This is a genomic window from Brachybacterium sp. J144 (assembly GCF_036321705.1).
Lineage (GTDB): Bacteria > Actinomycetota > Actinomycetes > Actinomycetales > Dermabacteraceae > Brachybacterium.
Genome location: NZ_JAZDCG010000021.1, coordinates 15409 through 30654 on the forward strand (window position 1 = coordinate 15409; position 15246 = coordinate 30654).

At 73.5% G+C, this 15246-nt stretch carries 13 protein-coding genes; 9 read left to right on the plus strand and 4 right to left on the minus strand.

Annotated elements, in window-relative coordinates; genetic code table 11:
• Positions 1 to 78: 78 nt before the first annotated feature.
• A complete protein-coding gene (locus V1260_RS07600; protein ID WP_329746213.1) occupies positions 79 to 1179 on the minus strand; it encodes a LacI family DNA-binding transcriptional regulator in 1101 nt (366 codons plus the stop codon).
• A 133-nt stretch (positions 1180 to 1312) separates the two neighbouring features.
• Between V1260_RS07600 and V1260_RS07605 the strand changes: the two genes are divergently transcribed.
• The 4 genes from V1260_RS07605 (at position 1313) to V1260_RS07620 (ending at position 6949) form a co-directional block, all read left to right on the plus strand.
• Positions 1313 to 3166 (plus strand): HAD family hydrolase, encoded by a 1854-nt coding sequence (locus V1260_RS07605; protein WP_329746214.1) that lies wholly within the window; start codon positions 1313 to 1315, stop codon positions 3164 to 3166.
• Between the two features lie 143 nt (positions 3167 to 3309).
• The gene (locus tag V1260_RS07610; RefSeq protein WP_329746215.1) at positions 3310 to 4242 is read left to right on the plus strand and encodes a cell division protein FtsQ; all 933 of its coding nucleotides are present in this window, start codon (positions 3310 to 3312) and stop codon (positions 4240 to 4242) included.
• Between the two features lie 26 nt (positions 4243 to 4268).
• On the plus strand, positions 4269 to 6125 hold the full coding sequence (locus V1260_RS07615) for an ABC transporter ATP-binding protein (RefSeq protein ID WP_329746216.1): 1857 nt from the start codon (positions 4269 to 4271) through the stop codon (positions 6123 to 6125).
• Positions 6125 to 6949: an energy-coupling factor transporter transmembrane component T family protein gene (locus tag V1260_RS07620; protein WP_329746217.1), complete on the plus strand. Its 825-nt coding sequence runs from the start codon at positions 6125 to 6127 to the stop codon at positions 6947 to 6949. The genes V1260_RS07615 and V1260_RS07620 overlap by 1 nt, the downstream gene beginning before the upstream one ends.
• Positions 6950 to 7128: 179 nt before the next feature.
• On the opposite strand, the gene V1260_RS07625 is transcribed toward V1260_RS07620, so the two are convergent.
• Positions 7129 to 7239: a methionine/alanine import family NSS transporter small subunit gene (locus tag V1260_RS07625; RefSeq protein ID WP_329746218.1), complete on the minus strand. Its 111-nt coding sequence runs from the start codon at positions 7237 to 7239 to the stop codon at positions 7129 to 7131.
• Positions 7240 to 7381: 142 nt separating this feature from the next.
• On the minus strand, positions 7382 to 9031 hold the full coding sequence (locus V1260_RS07630) for a sodium-dependent transporter (RefSeq protein WP_329746219.1): 1650 nt from the start codon (positions 9029 to 9031) through the stop codon (positions 7382 to 7384).
• 276 nt (positions 9032 to 9307) lie between these two features.
• On the opposite strand from V1260_RS07630, the gene V1260_RS07635 reads away from it, so the two are divergent.
• The 3 genes from V1260_RS07635 (at position 9308) to V1260_RS07645 (ending at position 13120) form a co-directional block, all read left to right on the plus strand.
• Positions 9308 to 10699 (plus strand): M20 family metallopeptidase, encoded by a 1392-nt coding sequence (locus tag V1260_RS07635; protein ID WP_329746220.1) that lies wholly within the window; start codon positions 9308 to 9310, stop codon positions 10697 to 10699.
• Between the two features lie 52 nt (positions 10700 to 10751).
• A complete protein-coding gene (locus V1260_RS07640) occupies positions 10752 to 12335 on the plus strand; it encodes an AbgT family transporter (protein ID WP_329746221.1) in 1584 nt (527 codons plus the stop codon).
• Positions 12336 to 12562: 227 nt separating this feature from the next.
• Positions 12563 to 13120, plus strand: a complete 558-nt coding sequence (locus V1260_RS07645; RefSeq protein ID WP_329746222.1) for a pyridoxine/pyridoxamine 5'-phosphate oxidase — start codon at positions 12563 to 12565, stop codon at positions 13118 to 13120.
• 115 nt (positions 13121 to 13235) lie between these two features.
• Here V1260_RS07645 and V1260_RS07650 read toward each other — a convergent pair whose 3' ends face one another.
• Positions 13236 to 13739: a GNAT family N-acetyltransferase gene (locus tag V1260_RS07650; RefSeq protein ID WP_329746223.1), complete on the minus strand. Its 504-nt coding sequence runs from the start codon at positions 13737 to 13739 to the stop codon at positions 13236 to 13238.
• A gap of 306 nt (positions 13740 to 14045) precedes the next feature.
• On the opposite strand from V1260_RS07650, the gene V1260_RS07655 reads away from it, so the two are divergent.
• Together V1260_RS07655 and V1260_RS07660 are read left to right on the plus strand one after the other, a co-directional pair.
• Complete coding sequence (locus tag V1260_RS07655; protein ID WP_329746224.1) at positions 14046 to 14543, plus strand: CidA/LrgA family protein; 498 nt, start codon at positions 14046 to 14048, stop codon at positions 14541 to 14543.
• Positions 14540 to 15238, plus strand: coding sequence for an LrgB family protein (locus tag V1260_RS07660; RefSeq protein ID WP_329746225.1), 699 nt, complete (start codon positions 14540 to 14542; stop codon positions 15236 to 15238). The genes V1260_RS07655 and V1260_RS07660 overlap by 4 nt, the downstream gene beginning before the upstream one ends.
• The last annotated feature ends 8 nt before the right edge of the window (positions 15239 to 15246 follow it).

Consider the following 15246-nt stretch of genomic DNA (forward strand, 5'->3'; position numbering starts at 1 on the left):
CCCCCGCACACTTGGGGGAATACGAGCGGAACTCCCCCAAGTGTGTGGGGGTTTCCACGACCGGGCGGCGGTGCACCCTCAGCGGCGCGCACGTGGCGCCGGGCCCGTCGAGTCGCGCTCGCGCAGCACGGGCTGGACGAGGAGGTCGGCGTCGTGCGCGCGGCCGGCGAGGCGCTCCCGGATCATCTCCGCCGCAAGGCGTCCCATCTCCTCTCGCGGCTGGTTCACGCTGGTCAGGTGCGGTTGGACGGTGAGGGCCACCGTGGAGGAGTCGTAGCCGACCACGCTCAGCTGCTCCGGCACGCGCACCCCGAGGTCCGCCGCCCAGTGCAGCACCCGCACCGCGGCGACGTCATTGGCCGCGAAGACCGCTGTCGGCGCTGCCGGGTCGCCCGAGCGGATCCGCCGCATGAGGTCGTCGATCCGGGCGTCCATCGCGGCCCAGTTCGCTTCCGGGCCGATCACCTCCACGGACCCCGTGGGTCCGCCCGCCGGCCCGCCCGGCTCCGACCCCGGCCCCTGCCCCGACGCCGACCCTGACCTGAGCCCCGGCACCAACCCCAGGCGCGCCGCCTCCGCCGTGAACCCGGCGCGGCGCGAGGCGGGACCGGGGCGGCTGGACATGGTCACGTGCGCGAGTCGGCGGTGGCCGCGCTGGACGAGATGGCGGACGGCCAGGGCGGCCCCGGCCGCGTCGTCACAGCGCACCGCATCGGTGCCGGGCACGGGATCCTGCATCCTCCCGATCACGGCGACGGGCAGCACCGCGGCCGCCGCGGCGAGGGTCGATGGGCTCAGCCAGGTCGTCACCGCGATCACCCCGTCGACGCCGAAGCCCAGCATCCGCTCGAGCTGCCGCTCGAGGTGGTCCCCGTCGCGTCGGCCGTGCCCGATCACCACCGCGTATCCGACGGATTCCGCGAACCGCTCGATGCCGGTGATGACGTCCGTGTGGTACGCGTTCCCGAGGTCGGTGGGAATCACGCCGAGCACGGTCGCATCCCGCACGGCGCTGCGTCGCGCCCGGTAGCCGACCGTCCGGGCCGCTGCGAGGACCCGCAGCCGGGTCTCCTGACGCACGCCGCCCCGACGGTTCAGCGCCATCGACGCGGCCGAGGCCGAGACCCCCGCGGCGCGGGCGACGTCGGCCAGCGTCGCGCGGCCCGAGGGTGCTCCCATGGCCCCTGGATAGCACCCCGAAGTCGACCCTCTCCAGGCGAAATGCAGATCTGCAGCAGGATTGGCCGTCCCGTGGCGGCGGGTTCACCGGCCGTTCATCCGGGGGCGTCCGCGCCTCCGTACGGTCGAGCCCATGACCACCGCCCAGCCCTCTCCCGGGACCCCGGCCCGCACCGCCGCGTGCTCGACCCCGGCCCCCGCCGACGCCGCTCCCGCCGACGCTGCGCCCGCCGACTCCGCGGAGACCGCCTCGAGCGGCCCGCAGCCCGCGGCTCCCGTCCGTGCCCCGCGGGCGCTGCTGCTGGACTTCGGCGGCGTCGTCGTCACCACCACCGCCCGCGCCGACTGGGTGCACGTCCTTGCCGGCACGGTGCTCGACCTGGCGGCCGCCGCAGGTCACCGCCTCGAGCGGGCCGACGTCGAGGCCTCGCTGCGCGCGGGACGCGCCGCCCTGTCGATGTGGAAGAACGCCGCCTCCCGTCGCCTCGCCCCGCGGGAGCTCGCGCCGCGCGAGATCGTCGAGGACTTCCTCCTCGCGGACCTGCCCGATGCCGCCCGCTCCGCCCTCGTGCTCGAGGCCGAGCGGATCCTCGTCGCGAAGGCGCACGCCGTCTCCGATCATCGCGTGCGCCCAGGCATTTGCGAGCTGCTCGCCGAGGCGCGCGAGCGGGGGATCGTGCTCGGCATCGTCTCCAACGCCCACTCCGGCCGCGCGCACCGCGAGATCCTGCGCGCCGAGGGGATCGACGGCTGCTTCGGCGTGCAGGTGTACTCGGACGAGGTCGGCATCCGCAAGCCGCACCCCGGCATGATCCACCTCGCGGCCGACGCCCTCGGGGTCCCCGCCCGCGACGCCTGGTACGTCGGCGACACCCTCGACCGCGATGTGGTCGCGGGCCGCCGCGCCGGGGTGGGCCGCGTGGTGATCACCCGCGACCGCCGCACCGATCATCCGCCGTTCCCCGTCACGGCCCGCCCCGATCTGGTGCTGGAGACGCCGGAGGGGCTGCTCGCGGAGCTGCGCGCCGCGGTCGGCCCGGCCGACGGTGCTCCGGCCGCCGGGGACTCTGCCGCCGGGGACTCTGCCGACGGGCGCTCGGCCGCCGCGGGTCCCGCCGACGGGCGCACCACCACCGCGGGCACCTCCGCCGGCGGCCGCTCCGTCGGGACCGCGGCTCCCGGCGCCGGCCCGGCCCGCCGGCCGCTCGCCCTGCTGCTGGACCACGGCGGCGTGCTCACCACCTCGACGCCCGATCCGTCCCGCGACGCGGTCGTCGGCCGGGCCCTGGTCGACCTCGCCGAGCGCTGCGGTCACCCCCTCACCGCCGCCGAGGCGGAGCGGGCGGTGGCCGCCGGCTGGGAGCGGCATCGGGAGCGGAAGCGCTCCCGCGACCGCCTCGCCGACCCCGACCATCGCCACGACGAGGTCGATCCCGCCGAGCTGTGGGGCGACCTGATCGGGGCCGACCTGCCCGCGCCGCTGCGCGCCGCCCTCCGGCTCGAGGCCTCCGAGTTGTCCTTCCTGCTCCACCGAGCCAAGGGCGTGCCGAGCCCGCGCGAGGGGGCCGTGGAGCTGGTGCGCTGGGCCCATGGGCGCGGGATCGTCGTCGGCATCGTCTCGAACACGATCTCCGGCCGCGGGGTCCGCGCGACCCTCGCCGAGCACGGAGTGCTGGACCTGATCGGCCCCGCCGCGTACTCCGACGAGATCGGCGTGCGCAAGCCCGGCCGCGAGATCTTCGCCGCCGCCCTCGCGGGCCTCGACGTCGCCCCGGCGGACGTCGTCTACGTCGGCGACAAGGCGCTGAACGACGGTCGCGGCGGCCGCGAGGCCGGGATCGGCACCATCTGCCTGCTGCGCGGCGGGAAGGACGACGGCCCGTCGCTCGACCGCGCGCTCGCCGACGGCCTCGCCGACCACGTCCTCGACGGCCCCGGCGACGTCATCGGCGTGCTCGCCGACCGGCTCGCCGAGCCGGCCCCCTGATCTGCCCGACTCGGCCGACCCGTCGGCCCTGCCCGTCCGCCCCCGCCCCGAGACCGACCCCGGCCCCCGTCGGCGTCATCCACCCCGTCGCATCCCCGCCCCGCCCTGCCCTGACCTGCTCTGACCTGCCGAAGGAGACCCCCGTGTCCACCCAGATCCCCCCGCGCCCCGCCGAGGACGAGCGTCGCGGCACCCTCCGCGGTGTCGTCGACGGCGTGCGCAACGCCCAGCTGTCCACCTCGCAGAAGCTCATGATCTTCGTGCTGTCGATGTCGCTGTTCGGGCTGTCGAACATCATCCTGGAGATCATCCCGGACCCCTCGATCGGCCCCGTCGACATCTCCGTGTCGTACATGGTGTTCGTGCCGCTGACCATCGCCGCGCTGTTCTCCCCGTTCTGGGCCGCGCTCGGCGCGCCGCTCGGCGAGATCGTGTTCACCGACCTGCTCATGGGCGACTTCTCCGGCCTCGCCGAGGTCGAGGGCTTCCTGCAGATGTTCCTCGCCGTGTTCATCGCCGGCTCCCTGATCCGCAACCCCCGCTCGAAGGGCCAGATCGCCCTCGGCGCGATCGTGCTGGTGCTCGTGGACAAGGTCCTCTCCGCGATCGTCGACCTCTCCAAGGTGTGGATCGGCGTCGAGGACGCGGAGTTCGTCGAGGGGCTGCCCGAGTCGATGCTCGCGCTCGAGATCCTCGGCCTCGGCGTGGACGTCATCATGTCCGGCATCCTGCTCGGCGCGATCCCCGCGGTGTGGCTGATCCCGGCCCTGCACGGCAAGATCGAGCCGCTCATGGGCATGCGCCCCCGCGTCCCCGGCGAGCCGATCCCCGGCCAGGCCCCGGCCTCCGGCGTGTTCGTCGGCTTCGCGCTGCTGCTGTCGGTGGCGAGCTTCGGCTTCGCGTTCCTCGAGGCGTTCGACATCTCCGCCGGCGCCTTCGAGCCCGACTTCATCGACCGCTTCGGCGACTGGTTCATCCTCGTGTCCGTGATCGCCATCGCGGTGGTCCTGGGCGTCGCGCTGCTGCTCTTCCGTCGGGCGCAGGCGGCCTCGCGGGAGACCGCGGACCGCGCCTGAGCCCCGTCCCACCCCCGGAGATCCCGATGCAGACCGTTCCCCCGACCACCGCCCCCGCGGCCGTCACCCCCGACGCCGCGCAGCAGGCGCCGCCCGTGATCCGCGTGAAGGACCTGTCCTTCCGCTACCCGGGCACCGACCGCGACACCCTCCGCAACGTCGACCTCACGATCGAGCGGGGAGACTTCGTGGCGGTGGTCGGGGGTAACGGCTCCGCGAAGACCACCCTGTGCAAGACCTTCAACGGCCTCGTCCCGCACTACTGGAACGGCGACTTCGCCGGGTCCGTGCACGTGGACGGCGTCGACACCTGGGACTCGTCCGTCGCGGAGCTGTCCAGCCGCGTCGGCTACGTCTACCAGGACTTCCAGAACCAGCTGGTGCGGCCGACGGTCCGCGACGAGGTCGCCTTCGGCCCCCTGAACTTCGGCCACGCCGACTACCGCGAGCGCACCGACGAGGCGCTCGAGCAGCTCGGCATCGCCCACCTCCGCGACCACTTCGTGTGGCAGCTCTCCGGTGGCCAGTCGCACCTGGTGGCGCTCGCCGCGGTCCTCGCCCTGCGCCCCGAGGTGATCGTGGTCGACGAGCCCGTCGCCGAGCTCGACCCGGCCCGCGCCCGCGAGATCTACGTGCGGCTGCGCGAGCTCAACGAGCGCGAGGGCACCACCATCATCACCATCGAGCACCACGCCGAGTTCATCGCCGAGTTCGCGCGCTCGGTGGTGCTCATGGCCGACGGCGCGCCCGTCTGGCACCTGCCCGTCCAGGAGGCGATGGACCGCCACGCCGACCTCGCCGAGCACGGCGTCCCCGCCCCCGACGCCGTCGCGCTCTCCGCCGCGGTCGGCGCGCGGCCGGTCGCGCTGGACGTCGCCTCCGCCGCGGCGGCGCTGCGTCCCGTGGTGCGGGACCGGCCGACGGGGGCCGACGGGGCGGGCGCGGCATCTGTCGCGAGGGTGACCCGCGGTGCGGGCGCGCCCGACGGCGAGGTCGTCGCCACCCTGCGCGGGGTGCGCCACGGCTACCGCTCCGTCGCGGGCGGCCTCTCGACCGTCCTCGACGACCTCGACCTCGACCTGCGGGCGGGGGAGCGGATCGCGCTCGTCGGCACCAACGGCGCCGGCAAGACGACCCTGATGAAGCTGCTCACGGGCCTGATCGTGCCCCGCGCCGGCACGGTCACGGTCGACGGCATCGACAGCCGCTCCCGCTCCGCCGCCCGTATGGCCGACCACGTCTCCTACCTCTACCAGCACCCGCAGCAGATGTTCCTCAAGGACACCGTGCGGGAGGACGTCGCCCTGTTCCCCCGCGGCCGCAAGGTGCCCGACGCCGAGGCGATCGTCGACCAGATCATCGACGAGGTGGGGCTCACCGCGCTCGCCGAGCGGGACGGCCGCTCCCTCTCGGGAGGACAGCAGCGCCGCGCGACCCTCGGCATCGGCCTCGCGATGCGGCCCTCGCTGCTGCTGCTCGACGAGCCGACCTCGAGCCTCGACATCCGCTCCCGCGACGACGTCACCGCCATGCTCGCGGCTCTCGCCGAGACGGTGCGCTGCGCGGTCGTCGCCACCCACGACATGGACCTCGTCGCGACCTGGGCGAGCCGCGTGATCGTGCTCGACCAGGGCAAGGTGCTCGCCGACGTCACCCCGCGCGAGCTGTTCTCCCGCCCCGAGCTGACCGGTCGCACCCGGCTGATCCCGCCCCAGGCCGCCCGCATCGCGCTCGAGCTCGGCCTCAACCCGCTGCCGCTCACCGTCGACGAGCTGCGGGCCTGGCTGCCGGTGGCCTCCGCTCACCCCGGCCTGTCGGCGGTGCCGACCGCACCCGCCCCGTCGTCGACCCCCGTCGGCCCCACCCCGCAGGAGGTGCGCTGATGGCGCGCAAGACCCACGACGTCCTCAGCGTCGACTGGATCCGGCTCGAGCTGCTGCGCACCGCGTACTCCACCCGCGGCGGGCTCTTCTCCCGCATGGACCCGCGGATCGTGCTCGCCTGGTACCTGGTCATGGCGATCGCGCCGTGGCTCACCCACGACACCGGCGTGCTGCTGGTGCTTTTCTTGATCGGCGTGGCCGCGGTGATCCTCGCCCGTGTGGGACCGCTCGTGCTGGGGCTGTTCCTCATCGGGCTGCTCGGCAACGTGGTGGGCCTGTTCGTGGCGTCATTCCTGTTCGGCGGCAACCTCGACACGCTCGTCGCGCTCGCCGAGCTGAACCTCAAGCTCGGTGCGGTCTCCATGGCGTCGATGGCGGCGTTCGTATCGCTCGACCCGGAGAAGCTCTCCGACGCGCTGCTGTGGTTCCGCGCCCCCGAGCTGCTCGCCTTCGGGGTCAGCTACGGCTACCGCATGCTGCCGATCCTCGTGGACGAGTACGTGACGGTGTTCGAGGGGCAGCGTCTGCGCCACGCGCCCGTGGAGAAGCCGGGCCCGCTGGGCTGGCGGGTCGCCTGGCAGTGGTGCGTCCTCGCCGTCACCGCGTTCTACCCGATCATGCTCAACACGGCGAAGAACGTGCGCACCACCGTGGAGGCACTGGAGACCCGCGGCTTCACGTACGGCGCCTCGAACCCCGCCGGACGCACGCTGCGCCTCGCCTACCTGCGCGTCTCACCGCTCGACCTCGCGGTGCTGGCCGCGTCGGTGGCGCTGGTCATCCTCGCCTTCCCCCTCGGCGCGCGGATCCCCGGGCTCGGGTGACCGGCGCGCCAGCTCGGGTGAGGTGAGCGCGGGCTCGGCGGGGGTGAACGGCGGGCCGGCTCGGGGAGGGGATGGTCGGGTATTGGCGCAGGGCGTGCCACTACGCCTCTATAGCCGTAGTGACACGCCCTGCGCCAGCAGTCGTCAGGCCTCACCGGGGGAGGCCTGCGCCGGGGGTGTCAGTCCTCGGTCGCCTCGGGGTGGCGGGAGAGGTTGATGACGGCGGCGACGAGGCCGCCCCAGACGGTGATGATCGAGACGACCATCATGACGATGGCGGGTACGGACATGGGGTCCTCCTGAGGGGACGGGCCGGCGCAGGACCGGCGGTGGGGCGAGCGGGCCGGTGTGGGACCGGCTGCGGGTCGGGTCGAGCTGCGGGGGCGGGGGTCGGGCGCCGGACGGATCACCGCCGGACGCCCGCCCGCCACCTCAGCGCCCGGGGGAGCGGAGCTCGTGCGGGGTCTGCGCGTCGGGCCGCAGCTCGAGGCCCTGGCCGGAGACGACCTCGGGGGCGATCGGGTCGCCGTCGGAGTCGTCCTTGTGCAGGTTCGAGCCGGCCGACCACGGGATCAGCGACAGCGCGACCGCGATGACGACCAGGCCGATCGCCATCAGCCAGCCGAACACCAGGTTGAACCACCACGGGTACTCCGAGTAGGTCGTGCCGCTCGTGACCAGCGAGATCGTGCCGCCCACGAGGGAGACGCCCAGCACGAGCGGCGCGATGATCGCGACGCACGCGTACCACCATCGGCCGATGCGGAACGTGCCGCGGAAGTTCAGGTGGTCGCGGAGCGTCGGCATGCCGCGCACGACGTAGGCGACGATCAGCGAGGAGACGAGCGCCGCCGCGACGATGCCGTACTCGTTGACCCACTTGTCCATGACGTCGAGCAGAGGCAGCCCCATCGTCGTGGCGAACAGGATCGTCGAGACGACCGCGACCGGGATGCACACCCACAGGGTCGAGGAGACGCGGCCCAGGCCGAACTTGTCCTGGATCGCGGCGATGACCACCTCGACGATCGAGATCAGCGACGTGAACCCGGCCAGCACGAGCGAGCCGAAGAAGAGCACGCCGATCAGGGCGCCCGCGGGGGCCTCGGAGATGATCGTCGGGAAGGCGACGAAGGCGAGGACGATGCCGGACTTCACGACCTCGTCGACCGCGACGCCCTGCGCCTGCGCCATGAAGCCGAGCGCCGAGAACACGCCGATGCCGGCGAGGATCTCGAAGCTCGAGTTCGCGAAGCCGACCACGAGGCCGGAGCCGGTCAGATCGGTCTTCTTCTTCAGGTACGAGGAGTAGGTGAGCATGATGCCGAACGCCACGGACAGCGAGAAGAAGATCTGGCCGTAGGCGGCGATCCACACGCCCGGGTGCAGCAGCGCCTCCCAGTTGGGCCGGAAGAACGCGTCGAGGCCCTCGAGCGCGCCGGGCAGGAACAGCGCGCGGATCACGAGGATCAGGAACATCACCACGAGCAGCGGGATGAAGATGACCGACGCCCCGGCGATGCCCTTCTGCACGCCGAGCGCCATCACGACGATCACCGCGACCCACACGATGATCATGGAGACCAGCACGGCAGGGACGTAGTCGAAGGAGATGTGCACGTCGGCGCCGCCGAGCGCCCGCGTGTACTCGCCGAAGAACCCGCCCGCGCCGTCGGGGTGGGACTCCCACCGCTGGTCGAGGGAGAAGATCGTGTAGTTCATCGCCCACGCGAGGATCAGCGCGTAGTAGAGGGCGATGATCAGGGCGATCAGCACCTGCCACCAGCCGATGAACTCGGTCCAGCGGCGGAAGCGGCGCCAGGCCGCCGGGGCCGAGCCGCGCCAGCGGTGGCCGATCGCGTAGTCGAGGAACAGCAGGGGGATGCCGGCGGTCAGCAGCGCGACCAGGTACGGCAGGATGAAGGCGCCGCCGCCGTTCTCATAGGCGACCGAGGGGAAGCGCCAGATGTTGCCGAGGCCGACGGCGGAGCCGATGGCGGCGAAGATGAAGGCGGTGCGTCCGGAGAACGCGCCGCGGTCTGCGCGGCGGGTCCCGGCCGGTGCGGGGGTCGAAGCGTTCACGAGGGGGGCCTCCGGGGAGTCGCGCGCGAGGCGCAGAGGACGGGTCGTCCGGGGGGACGACGGGGAGGGCCGACGGCCGCTGTCGCGGCAGGGCTCGCGGGACGCCGGGGGTGGTCGCGCCGCAGCGAGGTCGACGGTACGGGGTACGGGATCGCCGCGCTCCGCAGGGGGCAATCGTACCGGCCGACGGTCGGCCCGTCCCCGGGCGCCTCGGCCGGTCCTCCGGACCGCGGAACCCGGCCGGACGACGGCGGGTGATGCCGTACCGTCAGGCGCATGTCGACCACGAACTCCGGGGCCGGGACGCCCCAGCATTCCGAGGTGTCCACGGCCTATCTCGACCAGCTCGACGAGGAGCGGGAGGTGGCGATGCGGCAGTCGGTCCATCCGGGCTCCTCCTTCTCCGGTGCCCCCGAGACGCTGCACGATCGGCTCGAGCAGCGGGTCGCGGAGGGCGCCGAGGAGATGGCCGCACTGATGCTCGACCTGGGGGAGCACCCCGAGGTCGCCTTCGAGGAGCACCGCTCCGCCGCCGCGATCGCGGCCGTGCTCGAGGCGCACGGGATCACGGCGCAGGTCGGGGTGCACGGGCTCGCCACGGCGGTCCGTGCGGAGATCCCGGCGCCGACGGGGACCGGATCGGCGGACGGGTCCGCCGAGGGCGTCCCGACCTTTGCGATCCTCTCCGAGTACGACGCCCTGCCCGGCGTCGGCCACGGCTGCGGCCACAACGTCATCGCCGTGATGGGCCTCGGCGCGTTCCTCGCCCTCGCCGAGCTCGCGAGGGAGGACCCGTCGGCCGTGCCGGGACGGGTCGTCTTCCTCGGCACCCCCGCCGAGGAGGGCCACACCGGCAAGGAGTACATGGCCCGCGAGGGCGCCTTCGAGGATCTCGACGGCGCCGTCATGGCCCACCCGTACGGCGGCTACGACCTCGCCGACCAGGTGTGGCTGGGCCGGCGCACCCTCACGGTCGAGTTCCACGGCCACACCGCCCACGCCTCCGCGCAGCCGTTCATGGGCCGCAACGCCCTGGACGCCGCGAGCCTCATGTACCAGGGCATCGGGCTGATGCGGCAGCAGACCCCGCCGAGCGACCGCATCCACGCCGTGATCCGCGAGGGCGGCGAGCGGGCGAGCGTCATCCCCGACCGGGCGCGCCTCGACCTGTATGTCCGCTCGCAGCGGCCCGAGACGCTCAAGGACCTCTCCCGCCGCGTCGAGGACGTGGCGCGCGGGGCGGCGCTCATGGCCGGCGTCGGCGTCACCATCGCCTGGGACGAGCACCCGCCGAGCCTGCCCGTGCGCACCAACGAGGCGCTCACCGGCCGCTGGGTCCTCGCCCAGCGCCGTCGCGGCCGCGACCCGCTGCCGCTCGGCGTGGTCTCCCCGTCGCTCGCCGCGTCCACCGACTTCGGCAACGTCTCCTACCGGATCCCCGGCATCCATCCGCTGATCCGCATCGCGCCTGCCGATGCCGCCCTGCACACCCGCGAGTTCGCGGCCTGGGCGGTCTCCGACGAGGCCCGCTCCGCCGCGGCCGACGGGGCCTACGGCCTCGCCGCCACCGTGCTCGACGCCCTCCACGACCCCGAGCTCGCCCGGGCCGCCGCGGAGGAGTTCGCGCAGGCCGGCGGGGCGATCGACGTCCCCGCCTACTTCGACTGACCCGCCCCCCGATCCCCCGTCGGACCTCTCCCCATTCCCTACTGGAGTCCCCATGAGCGACGCGACCACCCGCCCGCGCAGCAGCCTCACCGACCGTCTCCTCAACGGCGTCGAGACGGCCGGGAACAAGCTGCCCGAGCCCTTCATGCTGTTCCTGATCCTCTTCGCCGTCACCGGCATCGTCTCCACAGCGATGGCGTGGGCGGGCGTGGTCGTGACGGTGCCCGGCAGCGACGAGCCCACCGTGATCAAGGGCCTGTTCACCGGCGAGGGCCTGACCTGGCTGACCACCACCCTGGGCGAGAACTACATCGGCTTCCCGCCGCTGGTGACGGTGCTGCCGATCCTGCTCGCGATCGGCATCGCCCAGCACTCGGGCCTGCTCGCCGCCGCGATCCGCAAGCTGTTCGGCTCCTCGCCGGCGTGGCTGCTGCCCTACGTGGTCGGGTTCGTCGGCGTGGTCTCCTCGATCATGGCCGACTCCGCCTTCGTGGTCGTGCCGCCGCTGGCCGCCCTGGTGTTCAAGGCCGCCGGGCGCCACCCCGTCGCGGGCCTGCTCGGGGGATTCGCCGCGGCCGGCGCCGGCTACTCCACGAACATCTTCCCGACCTCGCTCGACGCCCTCTTCGCCGGCATCACCACCTCGGTGATGGGCGCCCTCCCGGGCCTCGAGACCACCCCGGTCAACCCGGTGTCGAACTGGTTCTTCAACATCGCCTCCTCGCTCGTGCTCGGCGTGGTGGCGGGCTTCATCATCGACCGGATCCTCGAGCCGCGCCTGAACCGTCAGGGCATCAGCCGGGACCAGGTCGAGACCGAGGACGCCGAGAACGGCGCCGGCGACGACGCCGAGCAGATGCGTGCCAAGCTCAGCCCCACCGAGAACCGCGGGCTGCTGGTGGCGGTGCTCGCGGCCGTGGTCCTGACCGTGGTCTTCCTCCTCGCCGTCCTGACGCCGGACTCGCCGTGGCGGAACGAGGAGGGCGGCTTCCTGCCGAAGTCCCCGCTGCTGAGCTCGATCGTGTTCATCGTGGTCGCGTACTTCATCGTGCTCGGCCTGGCGTACGGCGTGGTCACCGGCACCCTGCGCAGCACCCGCGATGCGGTGCGGATGATGACCGACTCCCTCAAGGAGATGCTGCCCTTCGTGGTGCTCGCCTTCATCCTGGGCAACTTCATCGCCCTGTTCAACTGGTCGGGGATCGGCACCTGGATCGCCGTGACCGGCGCGGCGGGCCTCGAGGGCATCGGCCTGACCGGCTTCCCGGCCGTGCTCGGCTTCATCCTGCTGGCCAGCTGCCTGAACCTGTTCATCATCTCCGGCTCGGGCATGTGGGCGATCATGGCCGCCGTGTTCGTGCCGATGTTCGCGCTGCTCGGGTACGAGCCGGCGTTCACGCAGGCCGCCTTCCGCGTGGGCGACTCCGCGACGCAGGTCATCACCCCGATGAACCCGTACATGATCGTGCTGCTCGGCATGCTGCGGAAGTACGAGCCGGGCGCGGGCCTCGGCACGCTGATGGCGCGCATGCTGCCCTTCGTGGTCCCGTTCTGGATCGTCTGGACCGTCATCCTCGCGGTCTTCTTCGTCGCGGACCTGCCGCTCGGCCCCGGCAACGGGATCTTCCTGGGCTGAGGGTCAGCGGGTGGGTCGGCCGACCTGGTGGGATGGCTGCCCTGATGCCGTGACCCGGCTCTGCCCTGCTGCCCTGACCCGGCACTGCCCCTATGGCCTGTTTCTCAACCACTTTCGGCTTGGAAGTGGTTGAGAAACAGGCCATAGCTCGTGGCGGCGGCGGCGGCGGCGGTGGTGGCGTGGGGTGGCGTGGGGTGGCGCGGCGGCCGCGGTGCGAGGATGGCGGCATGAGCGAACTCGCCGACCGCCTCCGCGCCCTGCCGTCCTTCCCCGAGGACATGCCCGGCCTCGACCCGGACTCCGTCCCCGAGGACCCGGCCGAGCTCTTCCTCAGCTGGCTCGAGGACGCGATCGCGAGCGGCGCCCGCCAGCCGCACGCCCTCACCTTCCAGACCCTCGCCGACGGCGCGCCCGTCGGCCGCACCCTCATCCTCAAGAACCTCGACGAGCACGGCCTGCACGTCTCCACCCACCGCACCTCCCGCAAGGGCGAGCAGCTCGCCGACGACCCTCGCGCCGCGATGACCTTCTTCTGGCGCGAGAGCGGCAGGCAGGTGCAGGTGGTTGGCGAGGTCGTGGCGCTGGACGAGGCGACCTCGCAGGCCGACTGGGCCTCGCGCCCCTCCTACGACGGCTCCCCGAACCCGGACTGGCAGGTCTACGCGCTGCAGCCGGCCTGGTACGAGTTCACCCAGTCGCGGATGGATCGCAAGCACGTGCGCGTCGGCTACCGGCGCGCGGGCGGCGGATGGATGCACGAGCGCGTCACCACGCCGGGGGGCTGACCGGCCGACGCGGCGCCGCTTCGCCCCGCGTGCCCGGCTCCGCCGGCCTCGGATCCGTGCGCCCACCTGCACCGGCCTCGGGTCCACACGCTCCGAGGGAGCCGTCGGCCCTGCCTCACCGCTCGCGGACGACGCGCCAGTGCGGGCGGCCGTAGGCGTCGACGATTCCGTCGTCCGCGAAGCCGAGCCGGGCGAGCACCACCGCCGAGGCCGGGTTCGCGAGGTCGGCGAGGCCGACGAGGCGGCGCAGCCCGAGCGGTCCGTCGGCCGCCTCCACGCACAGCCGTCCCGCCTCGGTCGCGAGACCGCGGCCCCACCGGCCCCGGGCCAGCGTGTAGCCGAGCTCGATGCCCTGGTCGGTGACCTCCAGACCCGCATCGCCGATCAGCTCGCCGCTCGCACGCTCGATCACGGCCCAGAACGCGAAGCCGTGCCGGGCCTGGTGGGCGGCGTAGTCGGCGAGCATCTGCGCGGTCCGCTCCGGGGAGGCGGGCCCACCGTCGCCGACGAAGCGCATCACCTCGGGATCACCGTAGACGCGGTGCGCGGGCGCGGCGTCGTCGGCCGTGAACGGGCGCAGATCCAGGCGTGGACCGCGCAGCGGGAACCGAAGGGTCATCCCGCCAGTATGGCGAGGGGTCGGCCCGGCCGAGAGGTCAGCTGACGACCGTGGCGAGGCCCTGGCGTGCGCGGCGGCCACCAGCCCCTCCTCGAACCGGGCGCGGGTGGCGTGGGCGCCCGTGTCCCGCAGGCCGCTCTCGAGGTCGCCGAGAAGGGCGCCCGTGTAGTCGACGATCTTCTGCGCCGACGTGAGCCCTCCACGGCGTGACAGCCCGCCCGCGCGCGGCAAGAGGTGCGTGATCCACCGCTCGTGCGGCACGGACCACATCCGGGCAGGCGCCCTGGTGCGGGCTACCCTTGCCGGATGTCACGCGCCGCCCTCCTGCCCCCCGTGCTGCTCGGCCTCATGGTCCTGCTGCTCGCGCAGATGGCGGGCCTGGCCGCGACGGCGCTGCTCGACCTGCCCGTGCCCGGGGTGGTGCTCGGGATCGTGCTGCTGGCGCTGCTGGGGATCCTCCGGCCCACCCGCGGCGTGCTCCGCGCCGCGGAGCCCGCGGCGACCCCGCTGCTGGCCCACCTGCAGCTGCTGTTCGTCCCGCCCGGTGTGGGGATCCTGCTCGAGCTGGACACCCTCGCCGCGAACGCGCTCCCGCTCGCGCTCGCCGTGGGCGGCTCCTTCGTGCTCGCGCTGGTGGTCGCCGGGCTGATGCTCCAGGCGCTGCTGCGCCGCCAGGACCGCCGACGGGGTGAGGCGGGCGGTCCCGACGCCCCGCCTCCGGCCGACGGGACGGACGGCCCCGGCAGGTCGCCGGGGCACGGCGGGGCCGGACCGTCGGCGGCCGTAGGAGGTGCCTGCGCATGAGCGCGCTGTACGAGCTGCCGGTCTTCGGCCTCACCCTGACCCTCGCGGTGTACCTGCTGTCCTACGGGCTGTACCACCGGCTGGGTCGTCCCGGTCTGCTCTCCCCGGTGCTGGTCAGCGTGGTGGTGATCGCGACCGTGCTGCAGCTGACCGGGACGCCCTACGCCCTCTACCTCGAGCAGGTCGCGCTCCTGACGCTCCTGCTGGGCCCCGCGACCGTCGCCCTCGCGCTGCCGCTGCTGCGCAACGGGCGCGCGCTGCTCGCCTCGGCGCCGGCCGTGCTCGGAACCCTCGTGGTCGCGGGGGTCGTGAGCATCTCGGCGACCGTCGGCGCGATGGTCGCGCTCGGGGCCGACGAGGTGACACTGCGCGCCGCGCTGCCACGCTCGGTCACCTCGCCCGTCGGCCTCACGATCGCGGAGAGCCTCGGGGCGTCGGTGCCGCTCGCGGTGGTGCTGACCCTGGTCTCCGGCACGCTCGGCGCGGCGGTGGGGCCGGCGCTGCTGAGCCTGGTGCGAGTCCGCGACGAGCGGGCGCGCGGCTTCGCGATCGGCCTGACCTCCCACGGCATCGGCACCTCGCGGGTGCTGGGGGAGTCGATGGTCTCCGGCGGCTGGTCGAGCGCCGCGATGGTGCTGAACGCCCTGGCGATGACGGTGACGCTGCCGATCGTCGCGCACGTGGTGACCGGCTGAGCGCCCGC

Coding starts and splice junctions, on each gene's coding strand:
- V1260_RS07600 (WP_329746213.1), bottom strand. CDS start 1,179: ATGGGAGCACCCTCGGGCCGCGCGACGCTGGCCGACGTCGCCCGCGCC.
- V1260_RS07605 (WP_329746214.1), top strand. CDS start 1,313: ATGACCACCGCCCAGCCCTCTCCCGGGACCCCGGCCCGCACCGCCGCG.
- V1260_RS07615 (WP_329746216.1), top strand. CDS start 4,269: ATGCAGACCGTTCCCCCGACCACCGCCCCCGCGGCCGTCACCCCCGAC.
- V1260_RS07620 (WP_329746217.1), top strand. CDS start 6,125: ATGGCGCGCAAGACCCACGACGTCCTCAGCGTCGACTGGATCCGGCTC.
- V1260_RS07625 (WP_329746218.1), bottom strand. CDS start 7,239: ATGTCCGTACCCGCCATCGTCATGATGGTCGTCTCGATCATCACCGTC.
- V1260_RS07635 (WP_329746220.1), top strand. CDS start 9,308: ATGTCGACCACGAACTCCGGGGCCGGGACGCCCCAGCATTCCGAGGTG.
- V1260_RS07640 (WP_329746221.1), top strand. CDS start 10,752: ATGAGCGACGCGACCACCCGCCCGCGCAGCAGCCTCACCGACCGTCTC.
- V1260_RS07645 (WP_329746222.1), top strand. CDS start 12,563: ATGAGCGAACTCGCCGACCGCCTCCGCGCCCTGCCGTCCTTCCCCGAG.
- V1260_RS07650 (WP_329746223.1), bottom strand. CDS start 13,739: ATGACCCTTCGGTTCCCGCTGCGCGGTCCACGCCTGGATCTGCGCCCG.
- V1260_RS07655 (WP_329746224.1), top strand. CDS start 14,046: ATGTCACGCGCCGCCCTCCTGCCCCCCGTGCTGCTCGGCCTCATGGTC.
- V1260_RS07660 (WP_329746225.1), top strand. CDS start 14,540: ATGAGCGCGCTGTACGAGCTGCCGGTCTTCGGCCTCACCCTGACCCTC.